The 18,873-nt window shown below is 75.5% G+C and carries 20 protein-coding genes; 17 read left to right on the top strand and 3 right to left on the bottom strand.

What is annotated here, in order from left to right:
• Nucleotides 1–36: 36 nt before the first annotated feature.
• Nucleotides 37–1,359, top strand: coding sequence for a serine/threonine-protein kinase (locus ACI780_RS10330; RefSeq protein WP_457002701.1), 1,323 nt, complete (start codon nucleotides 37–39; stop codon nucleotides 1,357–1,359).
• Here the strand turns inward: ACI780_RS10330 and ACI780_RS10325 are convergent, their stop codons facing one another.
• Nucleotides 1,360–2,391 (bottom strand): ion channel, encoded by a 1,032-nt coding sequence (locus ACI780_RS10325; RefSeq protein ID WP_457002699.1) that lies wholly within the window; start codon nucleotides 2,389–2,391, stop codon nucleotides 1,360–1,362.
• A 96-nt stretch (nucleotides 2,392–2,487) separates the two neighbouring features.
• Here ACI780_RS10325 and ACI780_RS10320 point away from each other — a divergent pair, with 96 nt between their 5' ends.
• The 4 genes from ACI780_RS10320 (at nucleotide 2,488) to ACI780_RS10305 (ending at nucleotide 5,383) form a co-directional block, all read left to right on the top strand.
• A complete protein-coding gene (locus tag ACI780_RS10320; protein ID WP_456870179.1) occupies nucleotides 2,488–2,994 on the top strand; it encodes a mycothiol transferase in 507 nt (168 codons plus the stop codon).
• 149 nt (nucleotides 2,995–3,143) lie between these two features.
• On the top strand, nucleotides 3,144–4,325 hold the full coding sequence (locus tag ACI780_RS10315; protein ID WP_457002696.1) for an acyl-CoA dehydrogenase family protein: 1,182 nt from the start codon (nucleotides 3,144–3,146) through the stop codon (nucleotides 4,323–4,325).
• A gap of 103 nt (nucleotides 4,326–4,428) precedes the next feature.
• On the top strand, nucleotides 4,429–5,007 hold the full coding sequence (locus tag ACI780_RS10310) for a hemerythrin domain-containing protein (RefSeq protein ID WP_457002694.1): 579 nt from the start codon (nucleotides 4,429–4,431) through the stop codon (nucleotides 5,005–5,007).
• A 70-nt stretch (nucleotides 5,008–5,077) separates the two neighbouring features.
• Complete coding sequence (locus ACI780_RS10305; protein ID WP_456870176.1) at nucleotides 5,078–5,383, top strand: hypothetical protein; 306 nt, start codon at nucleotides 5,078–5,080, stop codon at nucleotides 5,381–5,383.
• A 117-nt stretch (nucleotides 5,384–5,500) separates the two neighbouring features.
• Here the strand turns inward: ACI780_RS10305 and ACI780_RS10300 are convergent, their stop codons facing one another.
• Nucleotides 5,501–5,959 carry a MarR family winged helix-turn-helix transcriptional regulator gene (locus ACI780_RS10300; protein ID WP_457002692.1) on the bottom strand — a complete coding sequence of 153 codons (459 nt, stop codon included), beginning with the start codon at nucleotides 5,957–5,959 and terminating at the stop codon, nucleotides 5,501–5,503.
• Between the two features lie 21 nt (nucleotides 5,960–5,980).
• Between ACI780_RS10300 and ACI780_RS10295 the strand changes: the two genes are divergently transcribed.
• The 8 genes from ACI780_RS10295 (at nucleotide 5,981) to ACI780_RS10260 (ending at nucleotide 13,363) form a co-directional block, all read left to right on the top strand.
• Nucleotides 5,981–7,024, top strand: a complete 1,044-nt coding sequence (locus ACI780_RS10295; RefSeq protein ID WP_457002690.1) for an ABC transporter substrate-binding protein — start codon at nucleotides 5,981–5,983, stop codon at nucleotides 7,022–7,024.
• A gap of 78 nt (nucleotides 7,025–7,102) precedes the next feature.
• Nucleotides 7,103–8,548: an APC family permease gene (locus ACI780_RS10290; protein ID WP_457002688.1), complete on the top strand. Its 1,446-nt coding sequence runs from the start codon at nucleotides 7,103–7,105 to the stop codon at nucleotides 8,546–8,548.
• On the top strand, nucleotides 8,545–9,567 hold the full coding sequence (locus tag ACI780_RS10285; RefSeq protein WP_457002686.1) for an acetamidase/formamidase family protein: 1,023 nt from the start codon (nucleotides 8,545–8,547) through the stop codon (nucleotides 9,565–9,567). The genes ACI780_RS10290 and ACI780_RS10285 overlap by 4 nt, the downstream gene beginning before the upstream one ends.
• 78 nt (nucleotides 9,568–9,645) lie before the next feature.
• Nucleotides 9,646–10,725, top strand: a complete 1,080-nt coding sequence (locus ACI780_RS10280; protein WP_457002684.1) for a sigma-70 family RNA polymerase sigma factor — start codon at nucleotides 9,646–9,648, stop codon at nucleotides 10,723–10,725.
• Nucleotides 10,707–11,615: an STAS domain-containing protein gene (locus tag ACI780_RS10275; protein WP_457002682.1), complete on the top strand. Its 909-nt coding sequence runs from the start codon at nucleotides 10,707–10,709 to the stop codon at nucleotides 11,613–11,615. The genes ACI780_RS10280 and ACI780_RS10275 overlap by 19 nt, the downstream gene beginning before the upstream one ends.
• The gene (locus ACI780_RS10270; RefSeq protein ID WP_456870173.1) at nucleotides 11,612–12,016 is read left to right on the top strand and encodes an STAS domain-containing protein; all 405 of its coding nucleotides are present in this window, start codon (nucleotides 11,612–11,614) and stop codon (nucleotides 12,014–12,016) included. The genes ACI780_RS10275 and ACI780_RS10270 overlap by 4 nt, the downstream gene beginning before the upstream one ends.
• Nucleotides 12,013–12,303 carry a phosphatase RsbU N-terminal domain-containing protein gene (locus ACI780_RS10265; RefSeq protein ID WP_457002679.1) on the top strand — a complete coding sequence of 97 codons (291 nt, stop codon included), beginning with the start codon at nucleotides 12,013–12,015 and terminating at the stop codon, nucleotides 12,301–12,303. The genes ACI780_RS10270 and ACI780_RS10265 overlap by 4 nt, the downstream gene beginning before the upstream one ends.
• Before the next feature lie 268 nt (nucleotides 12,304–12,571).
• The gene (locus ACI780_RS10260; RefSeq protein ID WP_457002677.1) at nucleotides 12,572–13,363 is read left to right on the top strand and encodes an esterase/lipase family protein; all 792 of its coding nucleotides are present in this window, start codon (nucleotides 12,572–12,574) and stop codon (nucleotides 13,361–13,363) included.
• Here ACI780_RS10260 and ACI780_RS10255 read toward each other — a convergent pair.
• A complete protein-coding gene (locus ACI780_RS10255; protein ID WP_457002674.1) occupies nucleotides 13,330–14,931 on the bottom strand; it encodes an FAD-dependent oxidoreductase in 1,602 nt (533 codons plus the stop codon). The genes ACI780_RS10260 and ACI780_RS10255 overlap by 34 nt on opposite strands.
• A 59-nt stretch (nucleotides 14,932–14,990) precedes the next feature.
• Here ACI780_RS10255 and ACI780_RS10250 point away from each other — a divergent pair, with 59 nt between their 5' ends.
• The 4 genes from ACI780_RS10250 (at nucleotide 14,991) to ACI780_RS10235 (ending at nucleotide 18,763) form a co-directional block, all read left to right on the top strand.
• Nucleotides 14,991–15,572: a helix-turn-helix domain-containing protein gene (locus ACI780_RS10250; protein WP_456870169.1), complete on the top strand. Its 582-nt coding sequence runs from the start codon at nucleotides 14,991–14,993 to the stop codon at nucleotides 15,570–15,572.
• A 51-nt stretch (nucleotides 15,573–15,623) separates the two neighbouring features.
• Nucleotides 15,624–16,193 carry a hypothetical protein gene (locus ACI780_RS10245; protein WP_457002672.1) on the top strand — a complete coding sequence of 190 codons (570 nt, stop codon included), beginning with the start codon at nucleotides 15,624–15,626 and terminating at the stop codon, nucleotides 16,191–16,193.
• 202 nt (nucleotides 16,194–16,395) lie between these two features.
• Entirely contained in the window at nucleotides 16,396–16,998 is a 603-nt protein-coding gene (locus ACI780_RS10240) for an acyl-CoA-like ligand-binding transcription factor (RefSeq protein WP_456870167.1), read from the top strand.
• Nucleotides 16,999–17,077: 79 nt separating this feature from the next.
• Nucleotides 17,078–18,763, top strand: a complete 1,686-nt coding sequence (locus ACI780_RS10235) for an MDR family MFS transporter (RefSeq protein WP_457002669.1) — start codon at nucleotides 17,078–17,080, stop codon at nucleotides 18,761–18,763.
• Nucleotides 18,764–18,873 lie beyond the last annotated feature (110 nt).

Raw genomic sequence — 18,873 nt, 5'->3', positions numbered from 1 at the left:
GGGACGCGGGCCCGCTCCCGGGCGTAGCGTTCTCGCATGTCCGCCGAAACCGGTACCGGACGCCTGGTCGCCGGGCGCTACGCGGCGTCCGAGGTCATCGGCCGCGGTGGCATGGGCGTCGTGTGGCGGGCCACCGACCGGGTGCTGCACCGGCCGGTCGCCCTCAAGGAGATCGTCTACCCGTCGCACCTCACCGACGAGGAGCGCGAGTCCCTGCGGCTGCGGACCCTGCGCGAGGCCCGGACGGCGGCCCGGCTGGTGCACCCCTGCGTCACCACCCTCTACGACGTCGTCGAGGAGGACGGCCGGCCCTGGCTGATCATGGAGCACGTGGAGTCCCGCAGCCTGCAGGAGATCGTGCAGCGCTCGGGCCCCCTGCCGTGGCGCACCGTCGCCCGCATCGGCCTCGACGTCCTCGACGCGCTGGAGGCCGCGCACGCGGCGGGCATCGTGCACCGCGACGTCAAGCCGGCCAACGTGCTCGTCGGGGCCGACTGCTCGGCGCACCTGACCGACTTCGGCATCGCCACGGCCACCGGCGACGCGTCCATCACCACCTCGGGCGCCATCCTCGGCTCCCCCGCCTACATGTCGCCCGAGCGGGCGCGCGGCGAGGAGCCCGGGCCCGCCGTCGACCTGTGGTCGCTGGGCGCCACGCTGTACACGGCGGTCGAGGGCCGGCTCGCCTTCGACCGGCCCGAGCCGATGGCCACGCTGCTCGCCGTCGTCCAGGAGGACCCCGCCCCCGCCGAGCGGGCCGGCCCCCTGGCGCCGGTGCTGCAGGGGCTGCTCACCCGCGACACCGCGCAGCGGTGGGACGTCGCCCGCGCGCGGGCCGGCCTGCGCGACGCGCTTGCCGGTGCCGGGCCGGGTCCGGCCTGGTCCCCGCCCGAGCCCGCCGGGCCTCCCGCCGAGAACGCGCCGGCGCTGGGCGGCCAGGTGGAGCGCTTCGAGCTCGACGACCTGCGCGCGCTGGCCTCGGTCATCGGCACCGTCGCCCGCGACGCGCGCGACCAGGCCCGCTACCTCGCCGACAAGCGCAAGGAACGGAAGGAGCGCAAGGAGCAGCGGCACGCCGAGGAGCAGCGGCACGGCGCGGAGCGCGCGCCGGACCGCGCGCCGGACCGCGCGCACCGTGCGCGCCCGGCCGCGCCACCGGCTCCCGCGCCGCAGACTCCCCGGCCCGCCGCCGCCCGGGGGATGCCGCGCGCGCCGCAGCACACCCGCCGGCGGGGAGTCCAGCGCTGGCGGTTCAAGCGCCGCTGGGTGGTCGTGCCGGTCGTCGTCACCGTGCTGGCCGTGCTCGCCGCCCTGGGCGGGCTGGTGGCGCTGGTCGCCGCCCTCCTCGGCTTCTGGTGATCAGCCCCGGCGGACCAGCCCGGCGGGGTCGAGCCGGTGCTGGGCGACGTAGTACAGCGTCGCGCCCTCCGGCACCGGGGTGTCCCAGGAGGGGCTGACCTGCAGGCCCTCGCCGGTGCGCAGGGCCAGCACCGTCGCGGCGTGGTCGCGGCCGAAGGCGGTCTGGCACTCGCCGAAGGTGCGGTGCGGCAGTCCCGCCGGCACCCGCACCGAGTAGGTGTTGCCGTGCCCGCCGGCGGTCATCAGCTCGTTGTAGACCTGGGTGAGCCCGGGGTCGGCCGCCTCCTCCGACAGCAGGAACGGCATGTGCCACTGCACCACCTGCACCCCGGCGTTGACGTAGCGCAGCGTCGCGCGCCGGCCGAGGTCGCGCACGGCGGCGACCATGTGCACGTCGGGGTTGGCGTGGTCGACGGCGACGGCGATGGCCAGCGTCTCGTTGTCGTCGCGGCCGTCGATGACCACCGTGCGGGCGCGGGCCACCCCGGCGCGGGTCATGACGTCGGCGTGCGTCAGGTCGCCGCGCACGAAGGAGACCGCCGGCTCCTCCGGCATCGGGTTGACCGCGACGTCGTCGTGCGCGCACAGCGCGATCCGCGTGCCCGGCTCGACGGTCAGCTCGGCGACGATGCGCTCGGTGCGCCCGGGTGTGTAGCCCAGGACGACGACGTGGTCCCGGAGGTCCAGGCCGACCACTCCTCTCAGCCGCTTGCCCCGCGTGGTCTGCAGGGCGGTGGCCAGCTCGGTGAACAGCAGGGTCAGCGTGACGATCCCGCCGACGATGACGTAGGCGCCGACGACGCGGCCGCCGGCCGACACCGGGAACAGGTCGCCGTAGCCGACGGTGGCGGCGGTGACGACGAAGTACCACCAGTAGTTGGCCGGCTCGGCGATGCCGCTGCCGGGCGGCTCGACCAGCGCCATCGCCGCCCAGCTGGTGAGGAACACCAGGACGGCGACGGCCAGCGGCAGCCGCCAGCCGCCGAGCCGCAGGCGCAGGGTGCGCAGGAGCCGCTGCAGCAGGAACGGCAACGCGGGACCCCCTCGGCCGGGCGGGCGGACACCGCAACCTACCGTCGCGCCGCCGCCCGGGGCGTCCCCCGTGAGCGGGAGGGGTAGCGCTGCGGCATGCGCACCTCCGAGCTCCTCCGGTACGCCTACGCGCAGGTCGGCGAGACGCTGCGGCGCGCCGTCGCCGACCTGACCCCCGAGCAGCTGGCGCAGCGGCCCGGGCCGGACGCCAACCCCGTCGGCTGGCTGGCCTGGCACCTGCTGCGCGTGCAGGACGACCACCTCGCCGACGTCGCCGGCACGGAGCAGGTGTGGACCGCGCAGGGCTTCGCCGCCCGCTTCGGCCTGCCGGTCGACGACGCCGCCACCGGCTACGGCATGTCCGCGGCGGAGGTCGACGCGGTGCGGGTGCCCTCCACGGGGCTGCTGCTGGAGTACGCCGACGCCGTCGCCGCCGCGAGTGCCGCGTTCCTCGACGGGCTGACCGACGACGACCTCGACCGCGTCGTCGACGAGCGGTGGGACCCGCCGGTGACCCTCGGCGTGCGGCTGGTCAGCGTGCTCTCCGACGACCTGCAGCACGTGGGCCAGGCCGCCTACGTGCGGGGGCTGCTCGGCGCCTGACCCGCCGCGCCCCCGCCCGAGTGAGCGCCTGCGGTCGGCGACGCGCGCCGACACGCCGTCCCGGTCGGCCACGACTGCCCACTCGGCGGCGGGACGGCGACGATCCACGCCGTCCGGCGGCGGACTCCGCCCGCGCGTAGCGTCGGCGCGTGGCCGAGACCGCGCTCACCGACTTCTACGCCCTCGAGGACCTGCTCACCCCCGAGGAGGTCGAGATCCGCGACCGCGTGCGGAACTGGTGCGCCAAGGAGGTCACGCCGCGGATCAACGACTACTGGGAGCGCGCCGAGTTCCCCTTCGAGCTGGTGCCCGGCTTCGCCGAGCTCGGCATCGCCGGGGGCACCATCCAGGGCTACGGCTCGCCGGGGATGAGCTGCGTCGCCGCCGGGCTGGTCGCCGCCGAGCTCGCCCGCGCCGACGGCAGCATCGGCACCTTCAACGGGGTGCACAGCTTCCTCGCGATGCAGTCGATCGCACTGCTGGGCTCGGAGGAGCAGCGCGAGCGGTTCCTGCCGCCGATGGCGCGGATGGAGCAGATCGGCGCGTTCGGGCTGACCGAGCCGCAGCACGGCAGCGACGCCGTCGCCCTGGAGACCAGCGCGCGCCGCGACGGCGACGTCTTCGTGCTCGACGGGCAGAAGAAGTGGATCGGCAACGGCACGATCGCCGACCACGTCATCGTGTGGGCGCGCGGCGAGGACGGCCAGGTCGGCGGCTACGTGGTCGAGAAGGGCACGCCCGGCTTCACCGCCCGGGTGATGACCGGCAAGACGGCGCTGCGCGCGGTGTGGCAGGCCGAGATCACCCTCGAGGGCGCGCGGGTGCCGGCGGAGAACCGGCTGGAGAACTGCCGGTCGTTCAAGGACGTCTCCACCATCCTCGACCGCACCCGCTACACGGTGGCGTGGCGGGCGCTGGGGCTGGCGACGGCGGCCTACGAGCTGGCGCTGGAGCACAGCCTCCACCGCGAGCAGTTCGGCCAGCCGATCGCCGGCTACCAGCTGGTGCAGGAGAAGCTGGCCCGGATGCTCGCCGAGATCACGACGATGCAGCTCATGTGCTGGCGGCTGTCCACCCTCGCCGACGCCGGCCGGATGACCGCGGCCATGGCGTCGCTGGCCAAGCGGCACTGCTGCGCCACCGCCCGGCAGATCGTCGCCGACGCCCGCGACCTGTTCGGCGGCGACGGCATCCTGCTCGAGCACCACATCGCCCGCCACCACGCCGACATCGAGGCGATCTACACCTTCGAGGGCACCGACCACGTGCAGGCGCTCATCGTCGGCCGCGAGATCACCGGCCTGTCGGCGATCAGCGGCCGCCGGCGCTGAGCGGGCGGGCGCTCACGCGCCCTGCGTGTGCCCGGGCGGGGCGCGGGGAAGGGTCGGGACCTCCCCAGCCGCGGGGACCGAGCCCGATCAGCCGGGAGACACCGTGACCGAGACCCAGCGCGACGTGGTGGAGCTGCTCAGTGCCGACCACCGCGAGTTCGACCGCATCTTCCGTGAGCTCGAGCAGCTCATGGGCAGCACCGACCCCGACGCGCTCGCCCGCAAGCGCGCCCTCGTCGACGAGGTCAGCATCGGCCTGGTCAAGCACTCCGTCGCCGAGGAGACCCAGGTCTACCCGCGGGTGCAGAAGGAGGTCGACGCCGAGGAGGCGCAGCGGTCCAAGCACGAGCACGACCGGGCCGAGCACACCATGAAGCAGCTCGAGCGGCTCGACCCGTCCGACGAGCGCTACGACGCCGAGATCCGGACGCTCATCCACGAGATCCGCGGCCACGTCGAGCACGAGGAGGGCCGCATGTTCACCGAGCTACGCGCCTCCTTCGACCACGCGGAGCTGGTGCGCATGGCCGAGCAGGTGGAGCGCGTCAAGAAGATCGCGCCGACCCGGCCGCACCCGATGACGCCCAACGAGGGCGTGGTCCGGACGGTGGTCGGGCCGGTCGCCGCGCTCATCGACCACCTGCGCGACGCCGTCAGCGGGCGGGGCAAGCAGGACACCTGAGCCGTCCGGCACCGCCGCTGCCCTCCCGGCGTTACCGTCGGGAGGGCAGCGGCGGTGAGAGGGGTCTTCGGTGGAGCCAGTCAGCCTGGTGGTCGGTGCGGCACTGCTGGCCGTCGGGTTCGTGGCCGGGCGGCTCGGACGGCGCCGTCCCGCCGCGCCGCCGCCGAACCCCGTGCCGCTGTGCGGCTGCGGTCACGCGCTGAGCCAGCACGACACCGAGACCAACACCTGCTACGCCGAGCTGCGCCGCGACACCTACGACAAGCGCGGCCGCTGGGCCGGGCACACCTGGGTGCCCTGCACCTGCCGGCAGTACGTCGGCCCGCGCCCGATCGACGAGGTCTTCGTCCCCCGGATCCTGCCGCCGGCGGAGTGAGCGGTCCTCAGCCGCGGTGAGTCGATCATCGGGTGCGTGCCGCTCGCATCGGCGTGTCCGCGCGTGTCGCGTGCACTCAGTCGATGATCAACACCTCGGCGTCGCGCCGACTGCGGTTCAGGGGTGCAGGCAGGCGACGTCGGTGAGCGCGGCGACCAGCGCACCCACCCGCTCGGCGCCGAGCTCCGCGGCCAGCGCGTCCTCGTGCGCGCGCACCAGCGCCTCGAGCCGGTCGAGCCGGGTGCGGCCGCGGGCGGACAGGTGCACCCGCACCCGACGGCCGTCGTCGGGGTCGGGCAGCCGGTAGGCCAGCGCCGCGTCGACCAGCCCGTCGACCAGCCGGGTGGCCGTGGGCGCCGGCATCGCCAGCGCGCTGCCCAGCTCCCCCATCGTGCAGCCCGGACCGGCGCCCAGGGCCCGCAGGACGCGGTAGGAGTCCAGCGTCGCGCCGTCCTCGGCCAGCACCGCGGTGACGCCGCGGGCGACCCGCCGGGTGACGGCGGTCAGCAGCTCCACCAGGGAGGACCCGGTCGACGGCGGCACGGCAGAACCCGTGGCCCGCTGCTCGACCGTCATGGTCGGCACCATACTCAGGCGGTGCCCGGACCGACCGTTCCGCTGGACGCCTGGGAGGCCGCCCTCACCGGCCGCGCTCCCGGCGTCGCGCGGGTCGGTCTGGCCGTCCCGCTGTCGGGTCCCCTGGCGATGACCGCGCCGTCGGCGCTCGACCTCGCGGGCCTGGCCGCCGACGAGCTGAACGAGGCCGGCGGCGTCCGCGGGCGGGTGCTGGAGCTGGTCGCCGTCGACGCCGGGCGCCGTCCGGCCGAGGTGGCCGCCGCGGCCGCCGCGCTGCACGCCGCCGGCGCGGTCGACGTGCTCGTCGGCTTCTCCACCAGCGACGTCTCCCGCGCCGTCGCCGGGGCGCTGGCCGGGAGGGCCGGGTACGTGTTCACCCCGCCGCACGAGGGCGGCCGCAGCGTCGGCGGTGTGCTGCGGATCGGCTCGTCCCCTCTCGACCAGCACGCCGCCGCCCTGGCCTGGCTGGTGCGCCGGCGGCGGGCCCGGCGCTGGGTGCTGCTCGGCACCGACTACGTGTGGCCGCAGGCGGTGCACCGTGCGGCCCGCGCGGTCCTGCGCGACCTCGGCGCCGAGGTCGCCGGCGAGCTGCTGGTGCCCTTCGGCCCGGCCGACCCCGGCCCGGCGCTGGACCTGGTCCGCCGCAGCCGCGCCGACGCCGTCCTGCTCAGCCTGGTCGGCCGCGACCTGGTCGCCTTCAACCGCGCCTTCGCCCGCGCCGGCCTCGACCGCCGGGTGGTCCGGCTGTCGGGGGCACTGGAGGAGAACGGCCTCTACGCCGTCGGCGGCGACGGCTCCGGGGAGCTCTACGCCTGCATGCCCTCCTTCGCCGCCGCGGGGGCCGGCGCCACCGACGAGGGGCAGCTCGCGCTGCAGGAGCGGCTCGCCGCCCGCGCCGGCCCGGACGCGCCGGTCGTGTGCGCCTACGCCCGCGGCGTCTACGACGGCGTCCGCACCGCGGCCGGCCTGCTCGTCGGCGAGCCGGCGGCGCCCGTGCGGGCGCTCCGGTCCCGGCTGGCCCGCGCCGAGGGCCTCGTCTTCCGGGAGGTCGGACCGCGGGGCTGACCCCCCGGTGCTTCCAGCTGGAAGGATCTCGGCCTACTCTCCCCGCGTCCGGCCCCGAGCCGGCCGAGAGGAGGAGTCGTGACCGACCCCCGCACCACCCCCACCGCGCACGCCACCGGGAGCACCGGGGCCGGCGCGGTCCCGGCCGCCGGCGCCGCCGGGGTCGAGGAGTTCGGCTACCGGCAGGAGCTCAAGCGCTCGCTGAGCTTCACCGACCTGCTGGTCTACGGCCTGGTCTTCATGGTCCCGATCGCGCCGTTCGGCATCTTCGGCAGCGTCTTCCAGGCCTCCGGCGGGATGATCGCGCTCGCCTACGCCATCGGCGGCCTGGCCATGGCCTTCACCGCGGCGTCGTACTCGCAGATGTCGCGCGCCTTCCCGATGGCCGGCTCGGTCTACACCTACGCCGGGCGCGGCATCGCCCAGCCGGTCGGGTTCGTCGCCGGCTGGATGATCCTGCTCGACTACGTGCTCGTCCCCGGCCTGCTCTACCTCATCGCCGCGGTGGCGATGAACTCGATCTGGGCCTCGGTGCCGGTCTGGGTCTGGCTGGTCGGCTTCGTCGTGCTCAACACCGTCGTCAACTACTTCGGCATCGAGTTCACCGCCCGGGTCAACAAGATCATGCTGGTCGCCGAGCTGGTCGTGCTCGCGATCTTCCTGGTCATCGGCGTCGCCGCGCTGGCCTCCGGCGAGGGCCGCGGCTTCGACTTCTCCCCGGTCTACAACAGCGACACCTTCTCGCTGGAGCTGGTGTTCGGCGCGGTGTCGATCGCGGTGCTGAGCTTCCTCGGCTTCGACGGCATCTCCACCCTCGCCGAGGAGAACCGGGAGTCGGCCCGCTCGATCGGCAAGGCGATGATCGCCGCGCTGGCGCTGGCCGGCACGCTGTTCATCGTCCAGACCTGGGTCGCGGCGCTGCTCGTGCCCGACCCCGACACCCTCATCGCCGAGGGCGACGCGGCCGGGACGGCGTTCTACGACGCCGCCGAGGTGGCCGGCGGGTCGTGGCTGGCCACGCTCACCGCCATCGCCACCGCGATCGCCTGGGGTTTCGCCAACTCGCTGGTCGCCCAGGCCGCCACCTCGCGGCTGCTGTTCGCCATGGCCCGCGACCGCCAGCTGCCCGGCTTCCTGCGCCAGGTGCACCCCACCCGCCGCGTGCCGGTCAACGCCACGCTCCTGGTCGCCGTGGTCTCCCTGGTGCTGGGCCTGTACATGAACAGCCGGGAGGACGGCATCTCGCTGCTGTCCACGCTGGTGAACTTCGGCGCGCTGTCGGCGTTCCTGCTGCTGCACGTCGCCGTCGTCTGGCACTTCGTCGTGCGGCAGAAGAGCCGGAACTGGTGGCTGCACCTGGCCGTGCCGGTGATCGGGTTCGCGATCCTCGTGTACGTCGTCATCAACGCGCAGGTGGCCGCGCAGCGGCTCGGGTTCGTGTGGCTGGGCATCGGCCTGGTGCTCATGGTCGTCCTGGTCGCCACCGGCCGGCGGCCGGAGATCCGGGCGGAGGAGAACCTGTGACGGCGGCGCTCGAGGTCGTCTCGCTGGAGCCGGCCCCCGACCAGCTGCGGTACTCCTTCGGCGGCGCGGAGCCGCTGCTGACCGTGGCCCCGGGCACGGTGGTCGAGCTGACCACGGAGGACTGCTTCGGCGGGGCCGTGCGCGGCGTCGACGACCTGCCCAGCCAGGTCTGCGTGTTCCCCTACCTCAACCCGGTCACCGGCCCGATCGCCGTCGAGGGCGCCGAGCCCGGCGACACGCTGGCCGTGCACCTGGTCGACGTCGCCCCGGTGCGCGACTGGGCGGTGTCCACCACCTTCCCGCACTTCGGTGCGCTGACCACCACGCACCAGACGGCGATGCTGCACGCGCCGCTGGAGGAGCTGGTGTGGCTCTACGAGGTCGACCGGGAGCGGGGCACCTGCCTGTTCCGGCCGCGCCGCGGCGGGCCGGACATGGAGCTCCCGCTGGACCCGATGCACGGCACGATCGGCGTCGCCCCGGGCGCGGGCGAGGTGCACGCGAGCATCACGCCGGGCGCGCACGGCGGGAACATGGACACCCCCGAGGTCCGCGCCGGGACGACGCTGTACTTCGGCGTCAACGTCCCCGGCGGGCAGCTGTCGATCGGTGACGGGCACTGCCGGCAGGGCGAGGGCGAGGTGTGCGGCACCGCCGTCGAGGCGGCCATGCGCACGGTCGTCGTGGTCGACCTGGTCAAGGGCGGCGGGCCGGCGTGGCCGCGGCTGGAGACCGACGAGTTCCTCATGTCGACCGGCTCGGTGCGGCCGCTGGAGGACGCCTACCGGGTCAGCCAGCACGACCTGGTCACCTGGGCGGCGGAGCTGACCGGGTGGGACGTCCTGGACGCCTACCAGCTGGTCAGCCAGGCGGGGCTGGCGCCGGCGGGCAACGTCGTCGACACGAACTACACGATGGTGGCGAAGCTGGCCAAGCGGTACCTGCCGGGAGCGCCCGCCGCCGACGGCGTGCACGAGCGGCTGCGGCAGACCGCCGCCGCCTACCTCTCCCAGCGCTGAGCCCAGCGCTGGGCCCGACGGCCGTCCCGGCGACGCGAGACCGCGCCGGGACGGCCGTCCGCGCGTAGCGTGCCGCGGGTGGGGGCCGTGGAGTCCGTCGCCGAGTCGCCGGCAGGCGACGCCGACGCCGTGGCCGCGCTCCTGCCGATGGTGCGGCGCATCGTCGCTGCGCGGGTGGCCGACGCGACCGCCGCCGAGGACCTGGTGCAGGAGACCCTCGTGCGGGTCCTCGCCGCCTCCGGCCGCGTCGAGCCCGGCATGCTCGAGCCCTACGCCATCGCCACGGCGCGCAACGTCGTCGCCACCTCCTGGCGGGAGCAGGACCGGCACCGGCGCAACCAGCACCGGGTGGTCGACCTGCGGGTGCCCGACCCGCCCGACGGCGAGCTGCTCGCCGCGGAGGAGCGCTCCGCCGTCGCCGAGGCGCTCACCCGGCTCTCCGAGCGCGACCGGCAGGCCCTCCTCGAGCACGAGGTGTCCGGCCGGGACACCCGGGCGCTGGCCACCGAGCTCGGCTCGACCGCGGGCGCCGTCGCCGCGCAGCTGCACCGCGCCCGGGCTCGCCTGCGGGTGGAGTACCTGCTCGCCCGCGACCGCACCGAGCCGCCGACCGACCGCTGCCGCCCGGTGCTGTTCGCCCTCTCCAGCGGCGACCGCCGCCGGCAGCGCGAGGTCGACGCCGGGCGGCACCTGCTCGAGTGCGACGTCTGCGCCGCGCTCAGCCAGCCGCTGCTGGAGCGGGCGCCGCAGCGCGACGACGAGGTCCGCATCCTGATCGGGGGCGACGCCGACGTCGTCGCCGCCCGGCAGGCCGCCCGCGACCTGGCCGGCCGGCTCGGCTGCTTCTCGGCCACCGACCTGACCCTCATCGCCACGGCGGTCTCCGAGGTGACCCGCAACATCGTCAAGTTCGCCGGCTCCGGCGAGGTCGTCGTGGAGGTCCTCGACGAGCCGCGCAAGGGCGTGCAGGTGACCGCCCGCGACGCCGGCCCCGGCATCCCCGACGTCGAGCGGGCGATGCAGGACGGCTACAGCACCTACGCGGGCCTCGGGCTGGGGCTGCCCGGCGCCCGGCGGCTGATGGACGAGTTCGCGATCGCCTCCGAGGTGGGGCGGGGGACGACGGTGACGATGACGAGATGGTGTGGTGGGCGATGAGCGCGCAGGGGACGGAGACGACGACGGCCGAAGACCAGAGTCCCGGCGAGGACCAGCTGCTCCCCCAGCTCGTCGCGCACCTGCGCGAGCACCGCACGCGGCTGCGGCACGAGTGGTCCGAGCGCATCCAGCAGGCCGGCCTGCTGCACGCCATGACCCCGCAGGAGATGGTGGCCGAGACCACGTCGGTCTACGACAACTACGTCGAGGTGCTCGAGACCGGCAGCGTCGAGGCGCTGCGGCGCTACGCCCGCGACCTCTCCGAGCGGATCATCCCGCGCGGGGTGGAGACCCACGAGGTCGTCGGCATCGTGCTGCTCCTGCGTGACGTGCTCGCCCGCTCGCTGTTCGAGAAGTACCAGCGCGACTTCGGCCTGCTCAACCGGGTGCTCGACGCCTACGAGCCGGCGGCCAACCGGATCGCCAACACCGTCGCGGTGAGCTTCGTCGAGGAGCGCGAGCGGGTCATCAGACAGCAGCAGGACGCGCTGCGCGAGCTGTCCACCCCGGTCCTGCCTGTGCGCGAGCGGCTGCTCATCCTGCCGATCATCGGGGTGCTCGACAGCGAGCGGGCCCGCCAGCTCACCGAGCAACTGCTCACCGGCATCCGCACCCACCGCGCCCGGGTGGTGGTCATCGACATCACCGGCGTCCCCGAGGTCGACGAGTCGGTGGCCAACCACCTCGTGCAGACCGTCGACGCATCGAGGCTCATGGGCGCCAGCGTCATCATCACCGGTCTCTCGCCCAAGATCGCGCAGACGCTGGTGATCATCGGGGTGGACCTCAGCAAGATGGACACCATCGGCGACCTGCAGGGCGGCCTGGAGGAGGCCGAGCGCCTCCTCGGGTACGCGACCGGCAGGGACGACCCGGCGGCGGCGACGTGACCGGGCCCCGGCTGGTCTCGATCCTGCGGCAGGGCTCCTACCTGATCGCCTCGATCCACACCGCCCTCGACGACACGCAGATGACCGCCTTCCAGGACGACCTGGTCGAGCGCATCGGCCGCGACCGCGCGCGGGGGGTGGTGATCGACGTGGCGGCGCTCGACGTGCTCGACTCCTTCGGCACCCGGACGCTGCGCACGATCGGCGAGGTCGCCCGGCTGCGCGGCGCGGTGACGGTGGTGGTCGGCATCCAGCCGGAGGTGGCCTTCGCGATGGTCGCGCTGGGGATGGACACCGGGTCGGTGCACACCGCGCTCGACCTCGAGGAGGGGCTGGCCTTCCTCGACCGGGTCGTCGGGCCGCGGCGGCCGGTGACGACGGCGCGGGGCGGGCCGGTGTGACCGGCGTCGAGGGGTTCGCCCGCGACTACCGCGTCGCCTTCCTGGCCCACCTGGCCCGCCGCGGCGAGGCCTCGCTGCACCGCGGGTACGAGCTCGGCCGGGCCGCGGTGACCCAGGGGCTGGGGATCCTCGAGGTGGTGCACGTGCACCACGAGGTGCTGCTCGAGGTCCTCCGCGAGACCCCCGCCGGCGAGCTGGCCGACGTCGCGGCCGCCGCGTCGGAGTTCCTCTGCGAGGTGCTGGCGACGTCGGACATGGCCCAGCGGGCGCTGCTGCGCCCGCGGTGAGGGAGGACCCCCGGCCGGGTCGGGGGCACGGCCCCGGCCGGGGGGCTGCAGCGGCGCGACCCGGCGGACCGGGCCGGGTGGTCGGTCCTGCTCGGGGACGTCGTCGCGTGCAGGGGTGAAGACCCCTCCGCCCACCCGGCATGACGCGGGCCGGAGCGCCGGGGAGCGCCGCAGAACGCGACCGGGGCCACGTCATGCGGGCGGTCCGGAGGCGTCCGGGCGGGTATGGCCACCCGGACACCGCCCGCCCGCCGTCGGAGGAGAGCCCGTGACCGACGCCCCGGACCCCCGGACCGCCGGACGCCGGCGCACGCTGCTGGCCGCCACCGAGCCGGTGCGCGCCGCGGCCAGCGCCGGCGCGCTGGCGCTGGCCTACCCGCTGCTGCGCGGCGCCCCGCGCGGTGAGCGCCACGGCGTGCTCGTGCTCCCCGGGCTGCTCGCCTCCGACGCCTCCACGGTGACGCTGCGCCGCTGGCTGCGCGGGCTGGGCTACCCGGTGGTCGGCTGGGAGCTCGGCCGCAACCGCGGCCCGACGAAGGAGATCACCGACGAGCTGCCCCGCCTGGTGCAGCGCCTGGCCGAGCAGCACGACGGGCCGGTGAGCATCGTCGGGCAGAGCCTCGGTGGCATCTACGCCCGGCGGCTGGCGCTGCGGGTGCCGCGGCTGGTCCGGCAGGTGGTCAGCCTGGGCTCGCCCTTCGGCACGGCCGGCCGCCCCGCCGACGACACCCCCGGCGCGCGGGCCTACGCCCGCTACCGGCACCTGCACGCCGTGCCCCGCGCCCGCGGCGGCCTCGCCTCCGGTCTGCCGGTGCCGAGCACCGCCGTCTACTCGCGGTGGGACGGCGTCGTCGACTGGCGGGCCTGCCGGCAGCAGCCAGGGCCGCGGGCGGAGAACGTCGGCGTGCACGCCAGCCACCTGGGGATGGGCCACGACCCCGCCGTGCTGTGGCTGGTGGCCGACCGGCTCGCCCAGACCCGGGACGGCTGGACGCCGTTCACCCCGCCGGCGCGGCTGCGGTTCCTCTACCCGCGGGAGGACGACGACACGGCCGGCTGACGGCGCCGCGCCCGCAGCACCGCGTCGGCGGCGTGGGCCGACCCGTGCTCGTGCCCGCGGGCCTCCCGCGGCCGCGCCTCGGCCACCTGCACCTCCCAGTCCCCCGGGTCGAGCGCCTCGGCCAGCTGGCCGCCGGTGGCGTACCAGTCGGGCAGGCCGGGCCGCTGGATGCCGCGGGCGGAGTCCCCGCCGTCGTGCATCGTCACCAGCAGCGTGCCGCCGGGGGCGACGGCCGCGGCCAGCCGGCGCAGCACGTCGTCGCGGGTGCCGGGCGGGAAGTGCAGGAAGGACGCCGTCACGAGGTCCCACCGCTCGTCGCCGGGCTCCCACGACGAGACGTCGGCCTTGCGCGTCTCCAGCGGCACCCCGGCCGCCTCGGCCGCCGCGGCGGCCCGGTCCAGTGCGGTGCGGGAGAGGTCCAGCGCGGTCACCTGCCAGCCGTGCCGGGCCAGCCAGACGGCGTCCCCGCCCTCCCCGGCGCCGGCGTCGAGGGCGCGGCCGGGCGGCAGGTCGGCGGCCTCGGTGGCCAGCACGTCGTTGACCCGGCCGCTCCAGACGCCGTGTCCGTGCGAGCGGTACCGCTCCTCCCACCACCGCTCGCCGTACTCGGGGTCGCTCATCGCCCGGATCACGTCCACCGCGGCGCGGGTGTCGTCGGCGACGAGGTCGGCGTTGATCGCGGCGCCGGCCATCAGCCCCGCGGCGGCGGCACCGATCACCTGGGCGCCGGGGTCGGCGACGTTGCCGGCCGCCCACACGGCGGGCACCGCGGTGGCGCCGCGGGGGTCGACCGGGACGTGCGACCCGACGACCGCCTCGCCCATGCGGAAGGGCTCGGCCGCCAGCCCGAGCCCGGTCAGCACGGCCGAGCGGGCGGTGAACACCGGGGCGACGACGACGGCGGCGCGCGGCACGACCTCGCCGTCGGCCAGCCGGACGCCGGTCAGCCGGCCGCCGTCGGTCTCCAGCGCCGCGACCTCGCCGCGCACGATCCGCACGCCGCGGGCGGCCAGCGCCTCGGCGGTGGCGTCGTCCGGTTCGGGGGCGGTGTGCAGGAAGAACACGACGTCGGCGCTCCACTGCCGCCACAGTTGGACCTGGTGCAGCGACATCGGCCCGGTCGCGACCACGCCGATCGGCCGGTCGCGCACCTCCCAGCCGTGGCAGTACGGGCAGTGCAGCACGTCGGTGCCCCACAGCTCGCGCACCCCGGGGATCGCGGGCAGCTCGTCGGTCAGGCCGGTGGTGACCAGCAGCCGGCGGGCTCGCAGCACGCGGCCGCCGGCCAGGTCGACGGTGAACGCGCCGGCCGACCCGCCGGCCGCCGTCGCCGTGCCGTCGACCAGGACGCCGCCGTACCCGGCGACCTCGGCCCGCCCGGCGGCGAGCAGGTCGCCGGGCGGGGTGCCGTCGCGGCCCAGGTAGTTGTGCATCTCGTGCGCCGGCGCGTTGCGCGGCGTCCCGTCGTCGACCACCGCCACCGAGCGGCGCGCCCGCGCCAGGGCGAGGGCGCCGGACAGGCCGGCCGCTCCCCCGCCGACGACCACCACGTCGTACGTCTCGTCCATGCCCACGACGGTGCTCCCCGACCTGCCGCACAAGCAAGTTCCTTTGCCATACTGGCAACGTGACCGAGCTGGACGCCGTCCTCGACGCCGTCGGCCCGCGGCTGCGCGAGCTGCGCCGGCAGCGGGGCGCCACGTTGACCCAGCTGTCGGAGGACACCGGCATCTCGGTGTCCACGCTGTCGCGGCTGGAGTCGGGGCAGCGCCGGCCCACCCTGGAGCTGCTGCTGCCGCTGGCCCGCGCCCACCAGGTGCCGCTCGACGAGCTCGTCGACGCGCCCGAGACCGGCGACCCCCGGGTGCGGCTCAAGCCGATCGTGCGGCACGGCGCGACGTTCCTGCCGCTGACCCGGCGCCCGGGCGGGCTGCAGGCCTACAAGATGGTGCTGCCGCCGGGCTGGGGCGGGGAGCCCGGCGAGCTGCGGTCGCACGAGGGCTGGGAGTGGGTCTACGTCCTGTCGGGTCGGCTGCGGCTGCTCCTCGGCGACGCCGACGTCGTCCTCGCGCCCGGCGAGGTGGCCGAGTTCGACACCCGCACCCCGCACTGGCTGGGCAACCCCGACGACCGGCCGGCCGAGGTGCTGGGCCTGTTCGGCCCGCAGGGCGAGCGCATCCACGTGCGCGCCGCCCCCGCCCGCCGCTGACCGGTCGCACTCCACCGGGTGAGACGCGGCCGGATCGGGTACCCCGGTGTCATGAGCGGGAAGTCGGCCGAGGACTACGCCGAGGACTACACGGACCCGGAGCTGCGGGCGCGGCTCAAGGAGGAGATCAAGGCCGGCGACCGGGGCGGGCGGCCCGGTCAGTGGAGCGCCCGCAAGAGCCAGCTGCTCGCCCACGAGTACGAGGCGCAGGGCGGCGGCTACCGGCACGCGGGGCAGCGCACCGAGTCGCAGCGGCACCTGCAGGAGTGGACCGGCCAGGACTGGCACACCGCCGACGGCGACGACCGGGCCCGCGGCTCCGACGGGACCAAGCGGTACCTGCCCGACGCCGCGTGGGAGCTGCTCTCCGACGAGGAGAAGCGGGCCACCGACGCGCGCAAGCGCGGGTCCGACGAGCAGCACGTGGCCAACACCGACGCCGCGAAGGAGGCGCGCAAGGCCGCCGAGCTGCTCGACGTGACGGCCCCCGAGGCGCGCGAGCGGGTGGGCCGGATGCACGGGGACTCGCAGCTCGACCGGGCGGAGCGGGCCGAGCGCGAGCTCGGGAAGGGCCGCAAGACCGTCCTCGAGGCGATCGAGCGCCGGCGCGATCCCGACTGAGCCGGTCGCGCCGGGATCAGGTGACCTGATCGTGGGTCGTCCTCCCCGACGGCGCACCGTGCGGGAGGACGCCCGGCGGTGAGGGAGGACGCCGCCCGAGACGTCGACACGGCCGACCAGGGACCCCAGCAGGAACGCCCCGACACGCCGTGCAGTGCACGCAACATTGCACGGTCTGCACGGTTCGCGCCATGATGTCCGGGTGAGCACCGGCCTGCGCGAGCGCAAGAAGCTCGCCACCCGCCTGGCCCTGCACCAGGCGGCGCTGCAGCTGGTCGCCGAGCGCGGCCTCGACGGCGTCTCCGTCGACGACGTCGCCGCCCGGGCCGGCGTCTCCCCGCGCACGTTCTTCAACTACTTCCCCACCAAGGACGACGCCGTCGTGGGCATCGACGCCTCGGCCGTCGCCCAGACCGCCGAGCGCTTCGCCGCCCGGCCCGCCCACGAGTCGCCGGTCGACGCGCTGCGCGCCGTGCAGGCCCAGCAGGCCGCCGAGATGGCCGACGAGCCCGAGGGACTGTGGCCCCTGCGGCTGCGGGTCATCGAGGCCCACCCGGTGCTCGTCGGGCGGCTGCACGCCGTCTTCAACTCCGCGGAGCGGGCGCTGGCCGAGGCCGTCGCCGTCCGCACGGGGACCGACGCCGCCGGCGACGTCTACCCCACCCTGCTCGCGGCCGTCTCGGGGACGGCCGTACGCGCCGCCCTGCGCGCCTGGCTGGCGAGCGACTGCACCACCTCGCTGCCCGCCCTCGTCGACGAGGCGTGGGACGCGCTCGCCGCCGGGCTCCCCGCCCCGCGCCCCTGATCCCCCGAGCGGCCGCCGTCGTCCGCTCCCCCTCGGTGCCGCGCGCCCGCGGCACCGCCGAACGACCCCTGGAGAACCCGTGCAGTCCCCACCCGTCGACGGCTCCGCCCCGCCGATCGTCCTGACCCGCCGCCGGGTCAACCTGATCTTCTCCGCACTGCTCGCGGGCATGCTGATGGCCGCGCTCGACCAGACGATCGTCTCGACGGCGATGCCGACGATCGTCGGCGACCTCGGCGGCGTCTCGCACATGGCGTGGATGACCACCGCCTACCTGCTCGCCACCACCCTGGTCATGCCCATCTACGGCAAGTTCGGCGACCTCTGGGGTCGGCGGAACCTGTTCCTCGTCGCGATCGGGCTGTTCACGGTCGCGAGCGTCGGCGCCGCCCTGTCGCCGGACTTCACCTGGCTGGTGGCCTGGCGCGGCGTGCAGGGTCTCGGTGGCGGCGGCCTGATGATCCTCTCCCAGGCGATCATCGCCGACATCGTCCCGGCCCGGGAGCGGGCCAGGTACATGGGGCCGATCGGCGCGCTGTTCGGCCTGTCGGCCATCGTCGGGCCGCTCGTCGGCGGCTTCTTCACCGACCACGACGCCCTCGGCTGGGAGTGGGCGTTCTGGATCAACGTGCCGGTCGGCGTCGCCGTCCTGGCCATCGGCTTCTCCGCCCTGAGCCTGCCGCGCAGGCGCAGCACCACCCCGCTCGACGTCGCGGGCATCGCCGCGCTGTCGGCGACGACCACGTCCCTGGTGCTGTTCACCGACGTCGGCGGTCGCGACGGCTGGGGCTCCTGGCAGGCCCTCGCCCTCCTCGCCGCGCTGGTCGTCTCGGCGGTCGCGTTCGTGCTGGTCGAGCGGCGCGCGGTCGAGCCGATCGTGCCGCTGAGCCTGTTCCGCAACCCGACCTTCGTCGTCGCCACGGCACTGGGCATGGCCGTGGGCCTGGGCATGTTCTCGGCGATCGCCTTCATGCCGACGTTCCTGCAGATGAGCTCGGGGCTGTCCGCGGCGAACTCGGGCCTGCTCATGCTGCCGATGACCGCCGGGATCATCCTGACCATCCAGACCTCGGCGTCGCTCATCCTGAAGGACGGCCGGTACAAGCGGTTCACCATCGCCGGGGTCGCGGTGATCCTCGCGACGATGGTCTGGATGACGACGCTGTCGGGCGGCACGTCGCTGTGGACGATCGGCGCGATGTTCTTCGCGCTCGGCTGCGGCCTCGGGCTGATCATGCAGAACGTCGTCCTGGCCGCACAGAACGCCGTCCCGGCCCGCCAGATCGGCACCGCCACCTCCACGAACAACTACTTCCGCGAGGTGGGCGCGACCCTCGGCGTCGCCGTCTTCGGCACGCTGTTCACCAGCCGGCTGGCCGACGACCTCGCCGGCGCGCTGGCCGGCAACGCCGAGCAGGCCGTCCAGGCCGGCATCACCTCGCCCGACACCCTGGTGCCGGCCGCGGTCGAGGCCGCCGGCGACCCGCTGCGGACGGCGATCGTCGACGCCTACGCGAGCTCGCTGGCGCCGGTGTTCTGGTACCTGGTGCCGATCCTCGCCGTGGCGCTGCTGCTGTCGTTCGCGCTGCGGGAGATCCCGCTGTCCGAGCACGCCGGCATGGTCGCCCGCGGCGAGGCGGTGGAGTCCGAGGAGGAGCTCCAGGCGCTGCTGCGGTCCGGCGCGCACGCCGCCGTCCCGGCCGGGCAGCCCACCCTGCGCGAGGAGCGCGACGACGACCGGGACGACGACGCCCTGCGCGTCTGACCCCCGTGGGGGGGGGGGGGGGGGGGGGCGGGGGGGGGGGGGGGGGGGGGGGCGGGGGGGGCGGGGGCGGGGCGGGGGCGCGCGGGCGGGTCCCCGGCCGGGCCGCGGCC

The organism is Geodermatophilus sp. SYSU D00814, assembly GCF_054050055.1.
This window is presented reverse-complemented; position numbering and strand designations above follow the sequence as displayed.